At 73.1% G+C, this 16,918-nt stretch carries 12 protein-coding genes; 8 read left to right on the top strand and 4 right to left on the bottom strand.

Going from position 1 to position 16,918, the window contains the following annotated elements:
- Positions 1-136 precede the first annotated feature (136 nt).
- Complete coding sequence (locus ACFWNV_RS10380) at positions 137-700, top strand: NIPSNAP family protein (RefSeq protein WP_383943514.1); 564 nt, start codon at positions 137-139, stop codon at positions 698-700.
- Here the strand turns inward: ACFWNV_RS10380 and ACFWNV_RS10375 are convergent.
- Complete coding sequence (locus ACFWNV_RS10375; protein WP_383943512.1) at positions 697-1,350, bottom strand: DinB family protein; 654 nt, start codon at positions 1,348-1,350, stop codon at positions 697-699. The two genes, ACFWNV_RS10380 and ACFWNV_RS10375, sit on opposite strands and share 4 nt — an antisense overlap.
- A gap of 203 nt (positions 1,351-1,553) precedes the next feature.
- Here ACFWNV_RS10375 and ACFWNV_RS10370 point away from each other — a divergent pair, with 203 nt between their 5' ends.
- A complete protein-coding gene (locus ACFWNV_RS10370) occupies positions 1,554-3,446 on the top strand; it encodes an AMP-dependent synthetase/ligase (protein ID WP_383943509.1) in 1,893 nt (630 codons plus the stop codon).
- Here the strand turns inward: ACFWNV_RS10370 and ACFWNV_RS10365 are convergent.
- Entirely contained in the window at positions 3,343-5,688 is a 2,346-nt protein-coding gene (locus tag ACFWNV_RS10365; RefSeq protein WP_383943506.1) for an FAD-linked oxidase C-terminal domain-containing protein, read from the bottom strand. The genes ACFWNV_RS10370 and ACFWNV_RS10365 overlap by 104 nt on opposite strands.
- A gap of 207 nt (positions 5,689-5,895) precedes the next feature.
- Between ACFWNV_RS10365 and serC the strand changes: the two genes are divergently transcribed.
- The 3 genes from serC to ACFWNV_RS10350 all read left to right on the top strand — a co-directional run bounded on the left by serC (position 5,896) and on the right by ACFWNV_RS10350 (position 8,794).
- Positions 5,896-7,014, top strand: a complete 1,119-nt coding sequence (gene serC / locus ACFWNV_RS10360) for a phosphoserine transaminase (RefSeq protein ID WP_383943503.1) — start codon at positions 5,896-5,898, stop codon at positions 7,012-7,014.
- 351 nt (positions 7,015-7,365) lie between these two features.
- Positions 7,366-8,163 carry a hypothetical protein gene (locus ACFWNV_RS10355; protein ID WP_383943501.1) on the top strand — a complete coding sequence of 266 codons (798 nt, stop codon included), beginning with the start codon at positions 7,366-7,368 and terminating at the stop codon, positions 8,161-8,163.
- Complete coding sequence (locus ACFWNV_RS10350; RefSeq protein ID WP_383943498.1) at positions 8,156-8,794, top strand: class F sortase; 639 nt, start codon at positions 8,156-8,158, stop codon at positions 8,792-8,794. Before ACFWNV_RS10355 ends, ACFWNV_RS10350 begins: the two co-directional genes overlap by 8 nt.
- A 55-nt stretch (positions 8,795-8,849) precedes the next feature.
- Here ACFWNV_RS10350 and ACFWNV_RS10345 read toward each other — a convergent pair whose 3' ends face one another.
- Entirely contained in the window at positions 8,850-9,434 is a 585-nt protein-coding gene (locus tag ACFWNV_RS10345; RefSeq protein WP_383943495.1) for a TerD family protein, read from the bottom strand.
- 167 nt (positions 9,435-9,601) lie between these two features.
- Between ACFWNV_RS10345 and ACFWNV_RS10340 the strand changes: the two genes are divergently transcribed.
- The gene (locus tag ACFWNV_RS10340; protein WP_383943492.1) at positions 9,602-12,814 is read left to right on the top strand and encodes a sacsin N-terminal ATP-binding-like domain-containing protein; all 3,213 of its coding nucleotides are present in this window, start codon (positions 9,602-9,604) and stop codon (positions 12,812-12,814) included.
- 102 nt (positions 12,815-12,916) lie between these two features.
- On the top strand, positions 12,917-14,566 hold the full coding sequence (locus ACFWNV_RS10335; protein ID WP_383943489.1) for a hypothetical protein: 1,650 nt from the start codon (positions 12,917-12,919) through the stop codon (positions 14,564-14,566).
- A gap of 29 nt (positions 14,567-14,595) precedes the next feature.
- Here ACFWNV_RS10335 and ACFWNV_RS10330 read toward each other — a convergent pair whose 3' ends face one another.
- A complete protein-coding gene (locus tag ACFWNV_RS10330; RefSeq protein WP_383943487.1) occupies positions 14,596-15,591 on the bottom strand; it encodes a DUF5937 family protein in 996 nt (331 codons plus the stop codon).
- Positions 15,592-15,678: 87 nt separating this feature from the next.
- On the opposite strand from ACFWNV_RS10330, the gene ACFWNV_RS10325 reads away from it, so the two are divergent.
- Positions 15,679-16,869 carry an MFS transporter gene (locus tag ACFWNV_RS10325; RefSeq protein ID WP_383943484.1) on the top strand — a complete coding sequence of 397 codons (1,191 nt, stop codon included), beginning with the start codon at positions 15,679-15,681 and terminating at the stop codon, positions 16,867-16,869.
- Positions 16,870-16,918: the final 49 nt, after the last annotated feature.

The following is a 16,918-nucleotide window of genomic DNA, read 5'->3' as shown; positions in this document are numbered from 1 at the left end:
GCTACCGGCCGTCATCCGGCTCGCACGCATGTCGCTCGGTATCCACTGACAGCAGGTGTCAGTGGACCGGCTCTAACCTGCGGCGCATGGACGACAACTGGACCATGGACCTCATACGCACCGGACGGGCCACCGCATGAGCATCGTCGAACTCCGGCAGTACACCCTGCGTCCCGGCGCCCGGGAGACGCTGATCGAGCTGTTCGAGCGCGAGTTCGTGACCGGTCAGCAGGCGGTCGGCATCACCGTCGGCGGCCGGTTCCGCGACCTGGACGACCCGGACCGCTTCGTCTGGCTGCGCGCGTTCCCCGACATGGCGCACCGCCGGCGCGCGCTGGAGGCGTTCTACACCGGCCCGGTCTGGCGGGAGCACCGCGACACCGCCAACGCCACCATGATCGACAGTGGCAGCGACGACGTACTACTGCTGCGCGGCCCGGGCTTCACGCCGGAGACGGGCACGAGCGAGGTGTTCGCGACCGTCTGCCACCCCACCGACGCGGCCGATTTCGACGCGTACGCCGCCCGGCACCTGGGCCCGGGCCACGCGCTGCACCGTACCGAGCACGCCGAGAACGACTTCCCCCGCTTGCCCGTCCGGACCGGGGAAGACGTCCGGGTCTGGTTCGGCCAGGCCGAGCCGGCACCCTGGCCGACCCGACGGCTGCGATGGGAGCCCGTGAACTCTCCGAACTCCTAGGCCTCGCGGGCCGTCCGCTCCAGGCGGTTGCGGTAGTCCTCCCACCAGGACGGGTCGGCTTCGGGGAGGCCGACGTTGGCCGGCTGCATGCCCGTCGTGCCGTCGAGGAGTTCGCGGAGGATGTCGGCGTGGCCGGCGTGCCGGTGGGTGTCGGCGATGACGCGGACCACGGCGTGGTGCAGGGAGACCTTGTCGTCGTGGCTCGGCCACCACGGGACCGTGCCGATGGTGGCCAGGGGGAGGGCGTCGAGCGTGACGTCCGCGTGGGCCCACGCGCGGTGGTAGAGACCGACGATGTCCGCGCGTGACTGGTCGGAGGTGGCCCACATGTCCGCGTTGGGTTCGGCGCCCTCCGCGACCCAGGGGAGGGGTTCGCCGGAGGGGCGGTCGAAGGTGTCGCCGAGGTAGCCCAGTTCCGTGGTGGCCGCGTGCTTCACCAGGCCCAGGAGGTTGGTGCCGGTGGGGGTGAGGGGGCGGCGGGCGTCGTACTCCGAGAGGCCGTCCAGCTTCCAGAGGAGCGCCTCGCGGGCCGACTGGAGGTAGAAGCGGAGGTCGGCCTTGGGGTCCGGGTTCGGATTCGGGTTCGGGTTCGCGTCCGGGTTCGGGTTCGGATTCGGGGTCGGGGTCGGGGTCGGGTCGGTGGAGGTCATGGGGGCAGTCTTCCCGGCGGGTGATCTTCCGGCATCGGTTTTACGTGGCACCCGTGCGGGAGGGGCGCTCGTGCGCATGGCGTGCGGGTGTGGGCCGCGTGGCGTGGAGCAACGGTGAAAAGCCGGGCACAGGGGTGTTCAGGGATGGTTACCGCTGAGTAAATTACCGGCGGTAACACTCCGTCCGGCCAGGGAGGCACGCCGTGACCGCCGAATCGAGCCTGGTGAGGGTCGTCAGTTCCCCCGAGCCCGTCAAACCCGTCGAGCCCGTCAAGACGGTGATCGAGGGGCGGGTCCGCCAGGTGTGGGTGCCTCCGCTCGCACCGGTACCGGTCAGCGGGTCCCTCGGGGACATCCCCTTCGACAACGCCCGGGAGGCGCCGCAGGAACCCGTACTCGCCCGCAAGCAGCAGGACGGGACCTGGCGGGACGTCACGGCCGCCGAGTTCGCCGACGAGGTGCTCGCCGTCGCCAAGGGGCTGATCGCCGAGGGGATGCGGCCGGGCGACCGGCTCGCCATCATGGCGCGGACCACCTACGAGTGGACCCTGCTGGACTTCGCGGGCTGGGCGGCCGGGCTGATCACCGTACCGGTGTACCCGACCTCCTCCGCGATCCAGGCGCGCTGGATCATCCAGGACTCGGGCGCCGTCGCCTGCGCCGTGGAGGACACCGCACAGGCACGGATCATCAGCTCGGAGCGGGCCAACCTGCCCTGGCTGCGCCACCTCTGGGAGTTCGACACCGGGGCCGTGGCCCGGCTGGTCAAGGCCGGGGAGCACGTGCCCGACGAGGTCGTGGCGGCCCGGCGGGCCGGGTGCGCGCCGGAGTCCGTCGCGACGCTGATCTACACCTCCGGGACCACGGGCCAGCCCAAGGGGTGCGTGCTGACGCACGCCAACTTCTTCGCCGAGGTGGACAATTCGGTGGAGCTGCTGCACCCCGTCTTCAAGTCGGTCAGCAAGGACCCGGCCTCGACCCTGCTCTTCCTGCCGCTGTCGCACGTCTTCGGCCGGATGGTGGCCGTCGGCTGCATGCGGGCGCGGGTGAAGCTCGGGCACGCGCCGAGCATCCGCGGCGAGGACCTCCTCGCCGACCTGGCCGCCTTCCGGCCGACGTTCCTGCTGGCGATCCCGTACGTCCTGGAGAAGGTCTACAACACCGCGCGGGCGACCGCCGAGACGATGGGCCGGGCCTCCTCCTTCGACCGGGCGGCGCGCATCGCGCGCACCTTCGGGGAGCTGGCCGAGGGCAAGCGGCCCGGGCTGGGCCTGCGGATGGCCCGGGCCCTGTACGAACCGCTCGTGTACCGGCGGATCCGGGCGGCGCTGGGCGGGCGCGTGCGGTACATCCTGAGCGGCGGCTCCCCGCTCGGCCGGCGCCTCGCCGCGTTCTACACGGGCGCGGGCATCGAGGTCTTTGAGGGCTACGGGCTCACCGAGACGACCGCGGCCGCGACCGTCACCCCGCCGCTGCGGCCCCGGCTGGGCACGGTCGGGTGGCCGCTGCCCGGGACGGCGGTACGGATCGCCGACGACGGGGAAGTGCTGTTGCGGGGGCCGCACGTGTTCGCGGGGTACTGGAACAGCGGCGTGGCGGTCGGCGGCGAACAGTGGCTGTCCACCGGGGACATCGGGGAGCTCGACGCGGACGGGTACCTGACGATCACCGGCCGGAAGAAGGACCTGATCATCACCTCCGGCGGCAAGAACGTGGCCCCCGCACCCCTGGAGGACTGGCTACGGGCCCACCCACTGGTGGGCCAGTGCATGGTCGTCGGCGACAACCGGCCCTACGTCACCGCACTGATCACCCTGGAACCGGAGGGGCTCCAGCACTGGCGGCAGATGCGGAAGAAGGTGGGTGTGCCGGTCCGGGAGCTGGTGGCCGACGAGGAACTACGGGCGGACCTCCAGCGGGCGGTCGACGAGGCGAACCGGCTGGTGTCCAGGGCGGAGTCGATCCGGCGGTTCGTTGTGCTGGAGGGGGACTTCACGGAGGAGCGGGGGCACTTGACGCCTTCGCTGAAGCTGAAGAGGGGTGTGGTCGCGCGGGAATTTGCGCGGGAGATCGACTCCCTTTACCGGCGGCCCTGAGGGCCCTGAGGACTCCGGTCCCGTGCGGCGCGGTTGCCGGGGGCCAGCCCCCGGGCCCCCGCTCCTCAAACGCCGGAGGGGCTGGGTTTCGCGGCAGCGCCGGATTGCCCGGCAGCGCTGGATTTTCGCCGGCGTCAGCCATATCCAGCCCCTCCGGCGTTTGAGGAGCGGGGTCTGGGGCGGAGCCCCAGGGGAACGGGCGAAGGGTGGGTAGGGGAGCTCTCCCCGCGGAGCGGATCGTGGCGCGTCGGCCGCGGGTGAAGGGGGTGCGGGCCAGTCGGGGCAGGGGGCGGGCCCGCTCCAGGCCGGGGAGGCGCAGGAAGCGGGAGAGCAGGTTGAGGGGGGCGGCCAGGCGGAGGGTCGCGATCAGGCGGAGCCAGGCGGGGAGGCCGCCCAGGGCGTAGTGGGAGAGGGGGCGCAGGCGGCCCGCCCAGTGGCGGTGGAGGAACTCCGCCTTGTAGGCGGCCATGTCGACCCCCACCGGGCAGTCGCTGCGACAGCCCTTGCAGCCGAGGCACAGATCGAGCGCCTCGGCGACCTCCGCCGAGCGCCAGCCATCGGTGACGATCTCCCCGGCGAGCATCTCGTGGAGGAGCCGGGCCCGCCCCCGCGTGGAGTGGCGTTCCTCGCCCGTGGCCCGGTACGAGGGGCACATCACCCCCGGCCCCCCGACCTCCGTCGAGCGGCATTTCGCGACGCCGACGCAGCGGGCGACCTCCCCCGCGAACACGGAAGAAGGCAGTACCGCGAAGCGGAGGTTCTCGTCGAGGCGGGCCGGGCGGACGAGGATCCCGGGGTTCATGCCGCCCGCCGGGTCCCAGACCCGCTTGTAGGACTCGAAGAGCCCGATCACCGCGGGCCCGTACATCCGCGGCAGCAGCTCGGCCCGCGCCTGCCCGTCTCCGTGTTCCCCGGACAGGGAGCCGCCGTGGGCGACCACCAGGTCGGCGAGGTCGGAGGAGAAGGCGCGGAAGCGGGCCACGCCCGGCGCCGTCACCAGGTCGAAGTCGATCCGTACGTGTACGCAGCCCTCGCCGAAGTGGCCGTACGGGGATCCGCGCAGCCCGTGCTCCGCCAGCAGGGCGCGGAATTCCCGCAGGTAGGCGCCGAGCCGGGCGGGCGGTACCGCGCAGTCCTCCCAGCCCGGCCAGGCCATGGTGCCGTCGGGCATCCGGGTCGCGGTGCCCGCAGCGTCCTCGCGGATCCGCCACAGGGCCCGCTGCGCCGCCGGGTCGGTGAGGAGCAGCCCGTCCACCGCGTCGGCGGCCCGGAGCAGGGCCCGGGCGGCGCCCTCGTCGCGCATCTCCACGAACAGCCAGGCCCCGCCCCGCGGAAGCCGGCCGGCCGCGGCGCCGACCAGGTCGGCGGCCATCCCCTCCACGGTCAGCGGGCCGTAGGGCAGCAGCCCCGCCGCGGCCTGCGCGGCCGCGCTCTCGTCGGCGTACCCGAGGACGGCCAGCGCCGGGGCGGCGGGCAGCTGCACGAGCCGTACGACCGCCTCGGTGACCACGCCGAGCGTGCCCTCGCTGCCGCAGAACGCCCGGGCCAGCTCCGTACCGCGCTCGGGGAGCAGCGCGTCCAGACCTCCGTAGCCGGAGATCCGCCGCGAGAAGCCGTCGGCCGGGCCGCCCGCCATGCCGGTGCGCAGGACGGCCAGGTTCGCCGAGACCAGCTCCCGCAGCCCGGCGGGCGCGCCCTGCCAGCCGGTGGCGAGCCGGTGCGCGGAGCCGCCGTACGCCGTCACCGCGAGTTCGGCGACGTTGTCGGCGGTGGTGCCCCAGGCCACGGAGTGGGCCCCGCAGGCGTTGTTGCCGATCATGCCGCCGAGGGTGCAGCGGGAGTGCGTGGAGGGGTCCGGGCCGAAGGTCAGCCCGTGCGGGCGGGCCGCGTCCCGCAGCCGGTCGAGGACCAGGCCGGGCTGGACGACGGCGGTGCGGGCGGCCGGATCCAGGGAGACGAGGGCGTTCATGTGGCGGGTGAGGTCCAGGACGACCCCGACGCCCGTCGCCTGGCCCGCGATGGAGGTGCCGCCGCCGCGCGGGACGACCGGGACCCCGGCCGCGGCGCACACCGCGAGCGCGGCGGCCACGTCCTCGGCGTCGCGCGGGGCGACCACGCCGACGGGGACGCGGCGGTAGTTCGAGGCGTCCATCGTGGTCAGGGCCCGCGCGGCGGCGCCGAAGTCGACCTCTCCGCGCAGGTTCTTCCGCAGGGCACGTTCGAGTTCACCGGGTGACGTCACGCCGGACAGCCTCCCACCGGCTCCCGCCCGTCCCCCACCGGCTCGCACCGGCTCGCATCGACTCCCGCCCGTCCCCCACCGTCCCCCACCGACTCGCACCGACTCCGACCGGCTCCCACCGGTCCGCGTCCACCCGCATCCCCCCGCGTCATCTCATCGGGTGGACGCGGCTCCAAGGGGTGGACCCGGACCGGATACGCTCCGCTTGTGGCCGAGATCCAGATTCCCGCTGACATCAAGCCCGCCGACGGACGCTTCGGCGCGGGCCCCTCCAAGGTGCGGACCGAGGCGCTGGACGCCCTCGCCGCCACCGGTACCTCCCTGCTCGGAACCTCCCACCGTCAGGCCCCGGTCAAGAACCTGGTCGGATCGGTGCGCCAGGGCCTCCGGGACCTCTTCTCCCTGCCCGAGGGCTACGAGGTGATCCTGGGCAACGGCGGCTCCACCGCCTTCTGGGACATCGCGACCGCCGGTCTCATCGAGCGGAAGTCGCAGCACCTCACCTTCGGTGAGTTCTCCTCCAAGTTCGCCAGCGCCGCGAAGTCCGCTCCGTGGCTGGACGCGCCCTCGGTGATCTCCTCCGACCCGGGCACCCACCCGGACCCGGTGGCCGAGGCGGGCGTGGACGTGTACGCGTACACCCACAACGAGACCTCGACGGGTGTCGCGGCGCCGATCAAGCGCGTCGCGGGCGCCGACGAGGGCTCCCTCGTCCTGGTGGACGCGACCTCGGGTGCCGGCGGTCTGCCGGTGGACATCACCGAGACCGACGTCTACTACTTCGCCCCGCAGAAGTCCTTCGCCTCCGACGGTGGTCTGTGGCTGGCGGCGTTCTCCCCGGCGGCCCTGGAGCGCGCGGCCCGCGTGCACGCCTCCGGCCGGCACATCCCGGAGTTCTTCTCGCTGCCGACGGCGATCGACAACTCGCTGAAGAACCAGACGTACAACACCCCGGCGCTCTCCACCCTCTTCCTGCTGGACCAGCAGCTGGAGTGGATGAACAGCCAGGGCGGTCTGGAGTTCACGACCGGCCGTACGTCGGCCAGCGCGGCCCACCTGTACGGCTGGGCCGAGGCGTCGAAGTACGCCAGCCCGTTCGTCGCGGACGCCGCGAAGCGCTCGGCCGTCATCGGCACGATCGACTTCTCGGACGACATCGACGCGGCCGCGGTCGCCAAGGTGCTGCGCGCCAACGGCATCGTGGACACCGAGCCCTACCGCAAGCTCGGCCGCAACCAGCTCCGCATCGCGATGTTCCCGGCGATCGACCCGGCGGACGTGCAGGCGCTCACCGCCTGCGTCGACTACGTGATCGAAGCCCTCTGACCGACAGCTCCGACCCGTTCGGCACGCCCCCCAGCCCCCGGTGACATCTCGTCACCGGGGGCTGCACATTGCCCGGACCCGTGCTGAAGGGACCCTGAGCCAGTCCTGAACGAGCCCTGAAGACCGTGACCCGCCGCCCACCCCCGAACCCCGGGACCTTGGTCCCAAAAATCGGGGCAAAGAGTCCGCAAACGGAAGATCCCCACCCCCTCCTCCGCCTGCGGTTTCATACCGCGGGACCTTCGGCAGGGGTCTCTCCCGGCCTCCCGGAGGGGCGCAACCAACCACCCCAGGATGTCCCTCATGTCTGGTGTGCCGGGAAAGAACCCCGGCCCGTTCAGGAGGAATCCCATGCGCAAGGCACTTACCTTCTCGGCGATCGCCCTCGCCTCGTCTATGGCCCTGGCAGTCCCGACCGCCGCGTTCGCCGCCGACTCCACGCCGACCGCGTCGAGCAGCCCCGCCACCGGCACGGTCTCCGCCCCGGTGGCCCTGAAGCTGTCGGTCTCCTCCGGCAAGCCGGGCGACTCCATCCAGATGTCGATGGAGATCCCGGACGGCTCGACGAACCTGTCGATCTCCTCCAAGGCCCTGAACGACGTCAAGATGACCGACGGGCGCGGCGCCACCGCCACGATCGCCAAGGTCGCCGACGGCAACTACGGCGTCTCCCTCACCGGCACGGGCCCCGACGGCAAGAAGATCCAGGCCACCGCCCAGCTCACGGTCAAGGACGGCAAGCCCGCCCCGACGCCGACCACCTCCACGCTGAGCCTGTCCAAGGACAACGGCAAGCCCGGCGAGAAGATCCAGGTCACCATCAAGACGGCGCCGAACGAGAAGAGCGCCTTCATCAAGTCCGACGCCTTCGGCGGCCAGGTCAACCTGAAGAACGACGGCAAGGGCGTCTGGACCGGCACCGCGGTCGTCGCCAAGGACGTCAAGTCCGGCTACTACGGCGTCGACGCCTTCGCGGGCGGCAAGAAGTTCGACACCGTCAAGTTCTCCACCGACGCCACCGGCCCGGTCACCCCGAAGCCGAAGCCGACCCCGGTCGACCCGAGCCACCACAAGACCCCCAAGGGTTCCGTGAACACCGGCCAGGCCCCGCTCGGCTGGGTCCCCTCGGATGCCGCGACCCATGGCTGAGCAGTCCGCCCCCGCACGCGCCCCTCGCCGGAGCGGCCGCGCCCTGCGCGTGGCCGCCCTGGCGGGCGCCGCCGGCCTCACGGCCTTCCTGATCACGTCCTGCGGCTCCGGCGGTGACTCCGGCGCGGCCAAGAACGACCCGGCCGACGCGAAGAACGCCTCGGTGCTGAGCGCCTCCGTCCCGGACCGCATCGTGATCCCGGACATCAAGATCGACGCCCCGCTCGACACGGTCGGACTCGACGCCCAGGGCACCATGCAGGAGCCCGACTTCGCCAAGCCCAAGGACGCAGCCTGGTACAAGGAGGGCCCGACCCCCGGGGAGAAGGGCGCGGCCGCCATCGTCGGGCACATGGACACCCCCCAGGCGCCCGAGGCCGTCTTCTACAACCTCAAGAAGCTGAAGAAGGACGAGAAGATCGAGGTCCACCGCGACGACGGCTCCACCGCCGTCTTCGCCGTCGACGAGGTCGACACCTTCAAGAAGGACCAGTTCCCGACCGACAAGGTCTACGGGGACACCCACGGCAAGGCGGAACTCCGGGTCATCACCTGCGGCGGCAACCTCACCAAGGACCGCCACTGGGACGCCAACGTCGTGGTCTTCGCGCACCTCGTCGGCAAGGAATAGCCCACCGCCCGGCCGCGCGAAGCGGCTGGCGGCGGCTGGCGGCGGCTGGCGGCGGCTACTTCGCCACGGCGAACCGCATCAGGGCCTGCTCGTCGCCCGGCTTGATCTTCCCGGTCTCGTTGATGACCTGGAGCTTCCAGCCGGCCCCGTCCCGGATGGCCTTGGCCACGGCGCAGCCGTTGTCCGTGCCGAGCAGGCTCGGCCAGATGTCGGCGACCTGCTGGGTGCTGCCGCCCGTGCCGTCGTACACCTTGAAGCTGATGTTGCGGGCGCTCTGGAAGGAGCTGCCCTTCTTGTACGCGGCGGCGACGAAGACGATGGACGTGACGTTGCCCGGTATCCGGGCGAACTCGACGGTCACCGTCTCGTCGTCGCCCTCGCCGTGGCCGGTCTGGTTGTCCCCGCTGTGCAGCAGCGAGCCGTTGCCCATGGGGTCCAGCGAGTCGAGACCCGCGAGCCGGACCGGGTCCGAGCCCTGCATGGCGATCGCGATCAGGTCCAGGTCGGTCCCGATCTTCCGCTTGAACTTGCCCATCAGGCCGCCGCTGCTGCCCACGGTGGGGTCCCACGAGACACCGATGGACAGGTGGGTTACGCCGCCCAGGTCCGCGGGGCCGTCTTCCTTGGTGAGCGTGATCATGCGCAATCCTCACAAATAGCTGTCCGATACCGACTCCTGAAGTCTGCCTGACGCCGGTTCGTTTGCGGAGCCGCTCGGCGTACGCGATACCTTCAGGGCCTCGGCGTCCGGCGTTTCCCGGACGCCGTACAGCGCAGTTGAGCGCAGTACAGCTTGGAGGCAGCAGCGTGAGCGTGCGAGTGACGGCGGCCCAGGACGGCGTGGACCCCTTCGGCACGGCCCGGCTGCGACGCGGGGTGCTCGACGCCTGGGGGGCGGGCCCGGCCCGCTTCCGCGAGGACGCCAACGCCGAGGAGGACCTGGCGCTCGGCGGCTACCGCGACCGGCTCGTCGTCGAGCTCGCGCAGAACGCCGCCGACGCGGCCGCCCGCGCCGGGGTCCCCGGCCGGCTGCGGCTCACCCTGCACGCCGGCACCGACCAGCCCGACGGGCACGCGGTGCTCGCCGTCTCCAACACCGGCTCCCCGCTGGACGCCACCGGCGTGGAGTCGCTGTCCACGCTGCGCGCCTCCGCCAAGCGCGACGACTCCTCCGGGAGCGTGGGCCGCTTCGGCGTCGGCTTCGCCGCCGTCCTGGCCGTCTCCGACGAGCCCGCCGTCCTCGGCCGGCACGGCGGGGTCCGCTGGTCCCTGGCCGAGTCCCGGGAGCTGGCCCGGGGGGCCTCCGTCGGCAGCTCCGGGCTCGGCGAGGAACTGCGCCGCCGCGACGGCCACGTCCCGCTGCTGCGCCTCCCGCTGCCCGCCGAGGGAACCGCGCCCGAGGGCTACGACACCGTCGTGGTGCTCCCGCTGCGCGACGCCGCCGCCGAGGAGCTGGCCGGGCGGCTGCTGGCCGCCGTGGACGACGCCCTGCTGCTGACCCTGCCGGGCCTCGCCGAGGTGGTCGTCGACACCCCTGCCGGGGGCGTGCGGACGCTGACCCGCCGCGCCGAAGGCCCGTACACCGTCATCACCGACTCCGCCTCGGACACCGCGTCCGGCCCCAGGCGCTGGCGCACCGTGCGTCACTCCGGCCCCATCGAGAAGGCGCTGCTCGCCGACCGGCCCGTCGAGGAACGGCTGCGGCCCGTCTGGGCGGTGTCCTGGTCGGTGCCCGTCGACGCCGAAGGCGCCCCGGTGCGCCCGGCGACCGCCGCCGTGGTGCACGCGCCGACCCCGACCGACGAACCGCTCGGCATCCCCGCGCTGCTCATCGCGACCCTGCCGCTGGACACCACCCGCCGGCACCCCGCGCCCGGGCCGCTGACCGACTTCCTCGTGGAGCGCGCCGCCGACGCGTACGCCGAACTCCTGGGCTCCTGGGAGCCGGTGAGCACCGCGCTCGTGGACCTCGTACCCGGCCCGCTCGGCAAGGGCGAGCTCGACGGGGCCCTGCGCGCCGCCGTCATCGCACGCCTGCCCCGCACCGCCTTCCTCGCCCCCGCCGCCCCCGCCGAGGCGCCCGCCGAGGGGGAACCCGCGGAGCGGGCCGCCCTGCGCCCCTTCGAGGCCGAGGTGGTGGAGGGTGCGGGCGCCGATACCGTACGGGTCCTCGCGGAGGTGCTGCCGACCCTGCTCCCGGCCGGGCTGGAGCGCCGCCCCGAACTGCGCACCCTGGGCGTGGGCCGACTGCCGCTGGGCGAGGCCATCGAGCGGATCGCGGGCATCGAGCGGACCCCCGAGTGGTGGTACCGGCTCTACGACAGCCTCGCCGGGGTCGACCCGGACCGGCTCTCCGGCCTCCCGGTGCCGCTGGCCGACGGACGCACCGCGATCGGCCCCCGGCACCTGCTGCTGCCCGGCGCCGACACCTCGCGGTCGGACGGCATGCGGTCGGACGCCTCGCGGTCGGACGGCCCCCGTTCGGGCAGCCCCGAGAGCCTGGCCCGGCTCGGCCTGAAGGTGGCCCACCCCGACGCGGTGCACCCGCTGCTGGAGAAGCTCGGCGCGCTCCCGGCGAGCCCGCGGGCCGTGCTGACCACCCCGCAGGTGCGGGCGGCCGTCGCGGCCTCCCTGGACTCCGGGGAGATCTGGGACGAGGACGCCCTCGACCCCGAGGAGCTGGCCGACATCGTCCTCGGCCTGGTCCAGGACGCCGAGCTCTCCCCCGGCGACGAGCCGTGGCTGGGCGCGCTCGCCCTGCCCGACGAGGACGGCGAGCCGACCCCGGCCGGGGAGCTGCTGCTGCCCGGCTCCGCGCTGGCCTCCGTGGTCCGCGAGGACGAGATCCCGTACGTGGACGCCGAGTTGGTGGAGCGCTGGGACGAGCGGACCCTCACCGCCGTGGGCGTGCTGGCCGCCTTCCAGCTGGTCCGCGCCACCGACGTGGTCCTGGACCCCGACGAACTGGAGCCCCGCGACGGGGACTTCGCCGAGCCCGATGACGCCGGTCTGCTCGACGCCGTCGACGTGTGGTGCGAGGACCTCCTCGACCAGCTCCCCGACACCCCCGTGCCGCCGGTCGCCACCGAGCTGGTCGCCGTACGGGACCTCGACCTGGTCGACGACGACTGCTGGCCCCAGGCCCTGGCCATGCTGGCGCAGCCGCCCTTCCGGGACGCCCTGACCCAGCCCGTGCGGGTCCTGCTCCCGGACGGCACCACCCGGTCCGTGCGCCCGTACACCGCCTGGTGGCTGCGCGACCACCCGGTGCTGGACGGCCGCCGCCCGGCCGGCCTGCGCTCGGCGGGCGGCGACCCGCTGCTGGCGGGCCTCTACACCCCGGCGGACGCCACCGGCTTCGAGGACGAGCAGGTCCTGCGGGCCCTGGGCGTACGCACCACCGTGCCCGCCCTGCTGGAGGAGCCGGGCGGCGCCGCCGAACTGCTCGGCCGCCTCGCCGACCCGGACCGGGAGATCGGCGGACGCCAACTTCACGCCCTGTACGGGGCGTTGGCGGACCTGGACCCCGAGCAGGTCACCCTCCCCGATGAGCTGCGCGCGGTCGTGGACGGCGAGGTCGTCGTGGTGGACGCGGCCGAGGCGCTGATCGCGGACGCCCCCGACCTGCTCCCCCTGACGGCCGGACTCCCGCTGCTGCCGGTGGCCCCGTCGCGGGCCGCCGACCTGGCGGAGCTGTTCCAGGTCCGGCGCCTCTCGGAGACGGTCCCGGCGGAGGTGACCACCGAGGGCGAGGAGCACGAGGTCCCCGAATCCGTGCACCAGCTCCTGGGCCCGGCCACCCCGAAGAGCTACGTGGAGCACGAGGAACTCCAGGCGGGCGGCATCGAGCTCGACTGGCGCCGCACCCCGGACGGCACCCTGCACGCCTCCACCCTGGAGGGCGTCGCGGCGGCCCTCGCCTGGGCGGCCGGCCAGTGGCCGCGCCGCTTCGAGGTGGCGGCCCTGCTGGAGGACCCGTCGCGGACGGCGGAGCTGGCGCGGGACCGCTGGTTCGACTAGCTCGTCCCCTTTCGGCCCGATCCGTGCGTCCACCCGTACAACCATCGGGTGGCGCGGGCAGTCCCCTTGGGTGTTCGTTGCACGAATTCCCAGGGGGGATACATGAACAAGCGCATCAGCGCTGCGCTCTGCACGATGACGGCCATGGCGGCCGTGCTCGCCGTACCCACGGCCGCCCAGGCCGCCGACCCCTACGCGAAGGGGTTCAGCACGAGTACGGGGAACGAGCAGGTCTTCGTGTTCTTCGACACGCTGGAGAAGCCCAAGGGCCTGAAGGTGATCCTGCGCAGGAAGGGCGGCACCGCGCCGGTCGCCACGCTCACCTCCTTCACCCCTTACGTCAAGGACGAGGACATCTGCGAGCCGTCCTGCGGGGACATCCTTCCGTACCCCCTCAAGGCCGAGGTCCCGAAGCTCCCGGAGCTCGGCGAGTACAGCGTCGACGTGCAGTACACCGGCACCCTGGGCGAGACCGTCCTGCACAAGGACCGGGCCACCCTGAACTACCGCGTCCGGCCGTACTTCGAGAACCTGAAGGCCGCGAACGGAGTGTCCTTCACGTCCCGGGACACCGTGGTCTCGGGCGACATCAAGGCCTATGACCCCCGCACCCGTACGACCAAGCCGTTCACCGGCGCGTTCACGGCCACGACGGGGACCGTCACCACCCCGCTGACAGCGGACGCCAAGGGGCACTTCCAGTCCAGGCTCACGGTCTCCGGGGCCGCGGGCAGCGCGGAGCCGGGCAACGACAAGGCGGACGTCCGCTTCACCGCCGCACTGCCGGGCATCTCGAACGACGCGGTCCTCGGCGTCCCGGTGACGCCCGTGAAGGCGCGCATCGCGCTGGACTCCCCGAACCTGACGGGCGCCTTCGGAACGGAGTCCAAGGTCAGCGGCACCGTCACCTGGAAGGCCCCCGACGGCGCGTGGAAGCCGGTGCCCGCCGGAGCCCCGGTCAATCTGGGCTTCTACGGGGGCACGGGCACGACGGACGACGCCGGCCGGTTCACCGCGCTCGGCCGGTTCGCCGGGGACTTCGTGTGGAAGGCCGAGAGCCTGACGCCCTGGCTGGACGCCGACCCGGCGACCCTCTCGGTGGACACCACGCCCGGTTTCCTCACGTCCCACCTCAGCGCCACGATCGACAGCGCACGGAAACTGACGGTCAAGTCCTGGTTCAACTGGGGTGAGCTCCCGGCCGGGGTCACGGGACTGAGGATGGACGTCCAGACCTCCGCCGACGGCAAGACCGGCTGGACCACGCGCACGGACCTGGGCGTCACCACGAGGCCGGGCTCCAACGGCGCGGACGCCGCGGAGACGACGTTCTCCAACCCGGGCACGGGCTTCGTCCGGCTGCGGTACTCGGGCTCCCCCGACATCCACGCCCCCGAACCGGCCGCCATCGCGATCCCCCGGCGGACCGAGACGGCCGTCACGGACTTCAACGCCGCGCCCGAGCCGGTCAAGAAGGGCAAGCCGATCACGGTCAGCGGCAAGCTCACCCAGGCGGTCCCGACGTGGAAGCCCTACGCTGGCGGGCGCGTCGAGTACTGGTTCCGTGCGACCGGGGCCACCTACTGGAAGTCCATGGGGTCCTCGACGAGCACCGCCGGTGGCGCCTTCAGCCGGACCTTCACCGCCAGGGAGAGCGGGGTCTGGAAGGCCCGGTTCTTGGCGGACACCCCCGACACGACCCACTTCAACTCCCCCTACAGCCGTGAGGACGAGGTCCTCGTCACCCCGTAGCACCCTGAGCGGGGCCCCCGCGGCCCCGCTCAGCCCGCCGGCGTGAGCAGCGCGTCCGCGATGGCCGTTCGGGCGTACAGGACCGAGCGGCCGGCGCGGTGCCCGGTGACCAGGCCCGCGTCGCGCAGGGCCGTCAGGTGCTGGGAGACCGCGGCGGCGGACAGGCCGCTGTGCAGGGCGAGTTGGGTGGTGGAGGCCGGGGTGTCGAGTTCGGCGAGGAGCAGGGTCCGGGAGCGGCCCAGTACGGCGGCCACCGCGTCGGTGGCCTTGGTGGCGCGGGGCTCCCACAGGGTGCCGATCCCCCGGGCGGGATAGGCCATGTGGAGCGGTTCGGGGATCACCGAGCGGGTCAGGACCCGGGGCCAGGCGAAGGCGGAGGGCACGAGCAGCAGCCCGGGGCCGATCTCGTCGCGGGTCAGCGCGCAGTGCGTGCGGACCATGCGCAGGGTTCCGGAGTCCCAGCTGACGGTGGAGTGGAGCTCGTTGAGGACGTGCGCGGAGCCGTGCTCGGCGACCTGCCGGGCCCGGTGGAACACGTCGGCTTCCAGGAGCTGGTGGATCCGGGGCCAGTAGGGCGCGAGCGCGAGTTCCCAGTAGGTCTGGATCTCGTCGGTGACCTTCTCCATGACGGTCCCGGGGTCCTCGTACAGCAGCCTCAGGCGGGCTGCCTGGCGGTCCGCCGGGCGGTGCTTGACCGTGATCGTGTCCAGGTCGGTGCGTACGTTCTCCGGGCTGCTGCCGCGGATGGCCGCCAGCTCGTCGGCCAGGTCCGGGAAGGGGCCGGCCGGGGTCGGGTTGAGGAAGTCCGCGAGGTAGCCGCCACCCGGGATCAGGGCGGCGAGCCAGCCCCGGTCCAGGCCGGCGCTCTTCAGCCGGGGCCGCACCTGCGCCGCCCAGCGGCGGTGCAGCGGCGGATCGGTCTCCGCGTGCAGCAGCCGGAAGCTGGTGACGACCTCCCACATCGGGGACACCGCGAAGCGGGTCTGCGCCACATCGGCCGCGGAGAAGTTCAGTTCGTATTCCATGGCCCTGCGTACCCCCGTCGGCGCCCATTGAATTCGGCCCCACCTTAATCAATAGGACCGGCGGCCGTCCGGGCCCAGGCTCCTGCCATGCCCTCCTCCTTCCGCGGTCTGCCGCCCCTCGTCTGGACCCTCTTCGCCGGTACGGTCGTCAACCGGCTCGGCTACCTCGTCACCCCGTTCCTGGTCTTCCTCCTCGCCGACCGGGGCATCACCGGATCCGACATCTCCTTCGTGCTCGGCGCGCTGGGCGCCGGCAACCTGCTCGGCCCGGCCCTCGGCGGACTGCTCGCCGACCGGATCGGCCGCCGCCCCACCATGCTGATCGGGCTCCTCGGCTCCGCCGTCGCCCAGGGCGCCCTGTTCCTGGCCCCGGGCATCTGGACGATGGCCGCCTCCGCGCTGCTGCTCAGCACAGCCGGAGCCACCGTCGGGCCCGCCGCCTACGCCCTGCTGGCCGACTCCGTGGACACCGGCTGGCGCCAGCGCGCGTACGCCCTGTTCGGCTGGGGCGTCAACATCGGCACGGCCGTCGCCGGGGTCCTCGGCGGATTCCTCGCCGCGCACGGGTACTGGCTGCTCTTCGCCGTCGACGCCGGTACGGCCCTCGTCTACGCCACCGTGGTCGCGACCCGGCTGCGCGAGCCGGCCCGCACCGCTCCGGCCAAGGCCTCGGGACGGGGCTACGGGGTGGTCCTGCGCGACCGGCTGATGCTCCTGCTGCTCCCCCTGGTCGGGATCCAGCTGTTCGTGTACTCCCTGACCGAGGTGGCGCTGCCGCTGGCCGTCCGCGACAGCGGACTCTCGCCGGCCGTGTACGGGGCCCTGGCGGCGGTCAACGCCGTCCTGGTGGTGGCCCTGCAGCCGTTCGTATCGGCCCGCCTGTCCGGACTGCCGCAGCTGCCGGTGCAGGCTGCGGGCGGCGCCCTGATCGCCGCCGGGGTGGCGCTGACCGGGCTCGCGGACTCCGTCACCGGGTACGTGGTCTCGGTGGTCGTCTGGTCGCTCGGCGAGGTGGCCGTCGCCGGCATCGCCGCCTCGGTGGTGGCCGACCTGGCCCCCGCCGACGCCCGGGGCCGCTACCAGGGCGCCTTCAGCTGGACCTGGGGCTTCGCCCGCTTCTCGGCCCTCACGGCCGGCGTGGCCCTCTACACCGGGGCCGGCGCGGCGGCCCTGTGGTGGGGCGCCCTCGTCGCCGGCCTGCTCGCCGCGGCGGCCATCCTGGGCCTGCGCGGCCGGATCGCGGCCCGGCGGGAGCAGGACCTCGGCCTGGCAGCATGAGGGTCGAATGGGCCTGCCGATCCCTCGTGGGAGTGAGCCGCGGGGGTGA

The sequence above is a fragment of the Streptomyces sp. NPDC058401 genome, from assembly GCF_042722885.1.
GTDB lineage: Bacteria > Actinomycetota > Actinomycetes > Streptomycetales > Streptomycetaceae > Streptomyces.
This window is presented reverse-complemented; position numbering and strand designations above follow the sequence as displayed.

Bases quoted from the DNA above. Each gene is read 5' to 3' on its own strand.
- ACFWNV_RS10375 (WP_383943512.1), bottom strand. From the start codon at position 1,350: ATGACCTCCACCGACCCGACCCCGACCCCGACCCCGAATCCGAACCCG.
- ACFWNV_RS10325 (WP_383943484.1), top strand. From the start codon at position 15,679: ATGCCCTCCTCCTTCCGCGGTCTGCCGCCCCTCGTCTGGACCCTCTTC.
- ACFWNV_RS10335 (WP_383943489.1), top strand. From the start codon at position 12,917: ATGAACAAGCGCATCAGCGCTGCGCTCTGCACGATGACGGCCATGGCG.
- ACFWNV_RS10350 (WP_383943498.1), top strand. From the start codon at position 8,156: ATGGCTGAGCAGTCCGCCCCCGCACGCGCCCCTCGCCGGAGCGGCCGC.
- ACFWNV_RS10380 (WP_383943514.1), top strand. From the start codon at position 137: ATGAGCATCGTCGAACTCCGGCAGTACACCCTGCGTCCCGGCGCCCGG.
- ACFWNV_RS10345 (WP_383943495.1), bottom strand. From the start codon at position 9,434: ATGATCACGCTCACCAAGGAAGACGGCCCCGCGGACCTGGGCGGCGTA.
- ACFWNV_RS10355 (WP_383943501.1), top strand. From the start codon at position 7,366: ATGCGCAAGGCACTTACCTTCTCGGCGATCGCCCTCGCCTCGTCTATG.
- ACFWNV_RS10330 (WP_383943487.1), bottom strand. From the start codon at position 15,591: ATGGAATACGAACTGAACTTCTCCGCGGCCGATGTGGCGCAGACCCGC.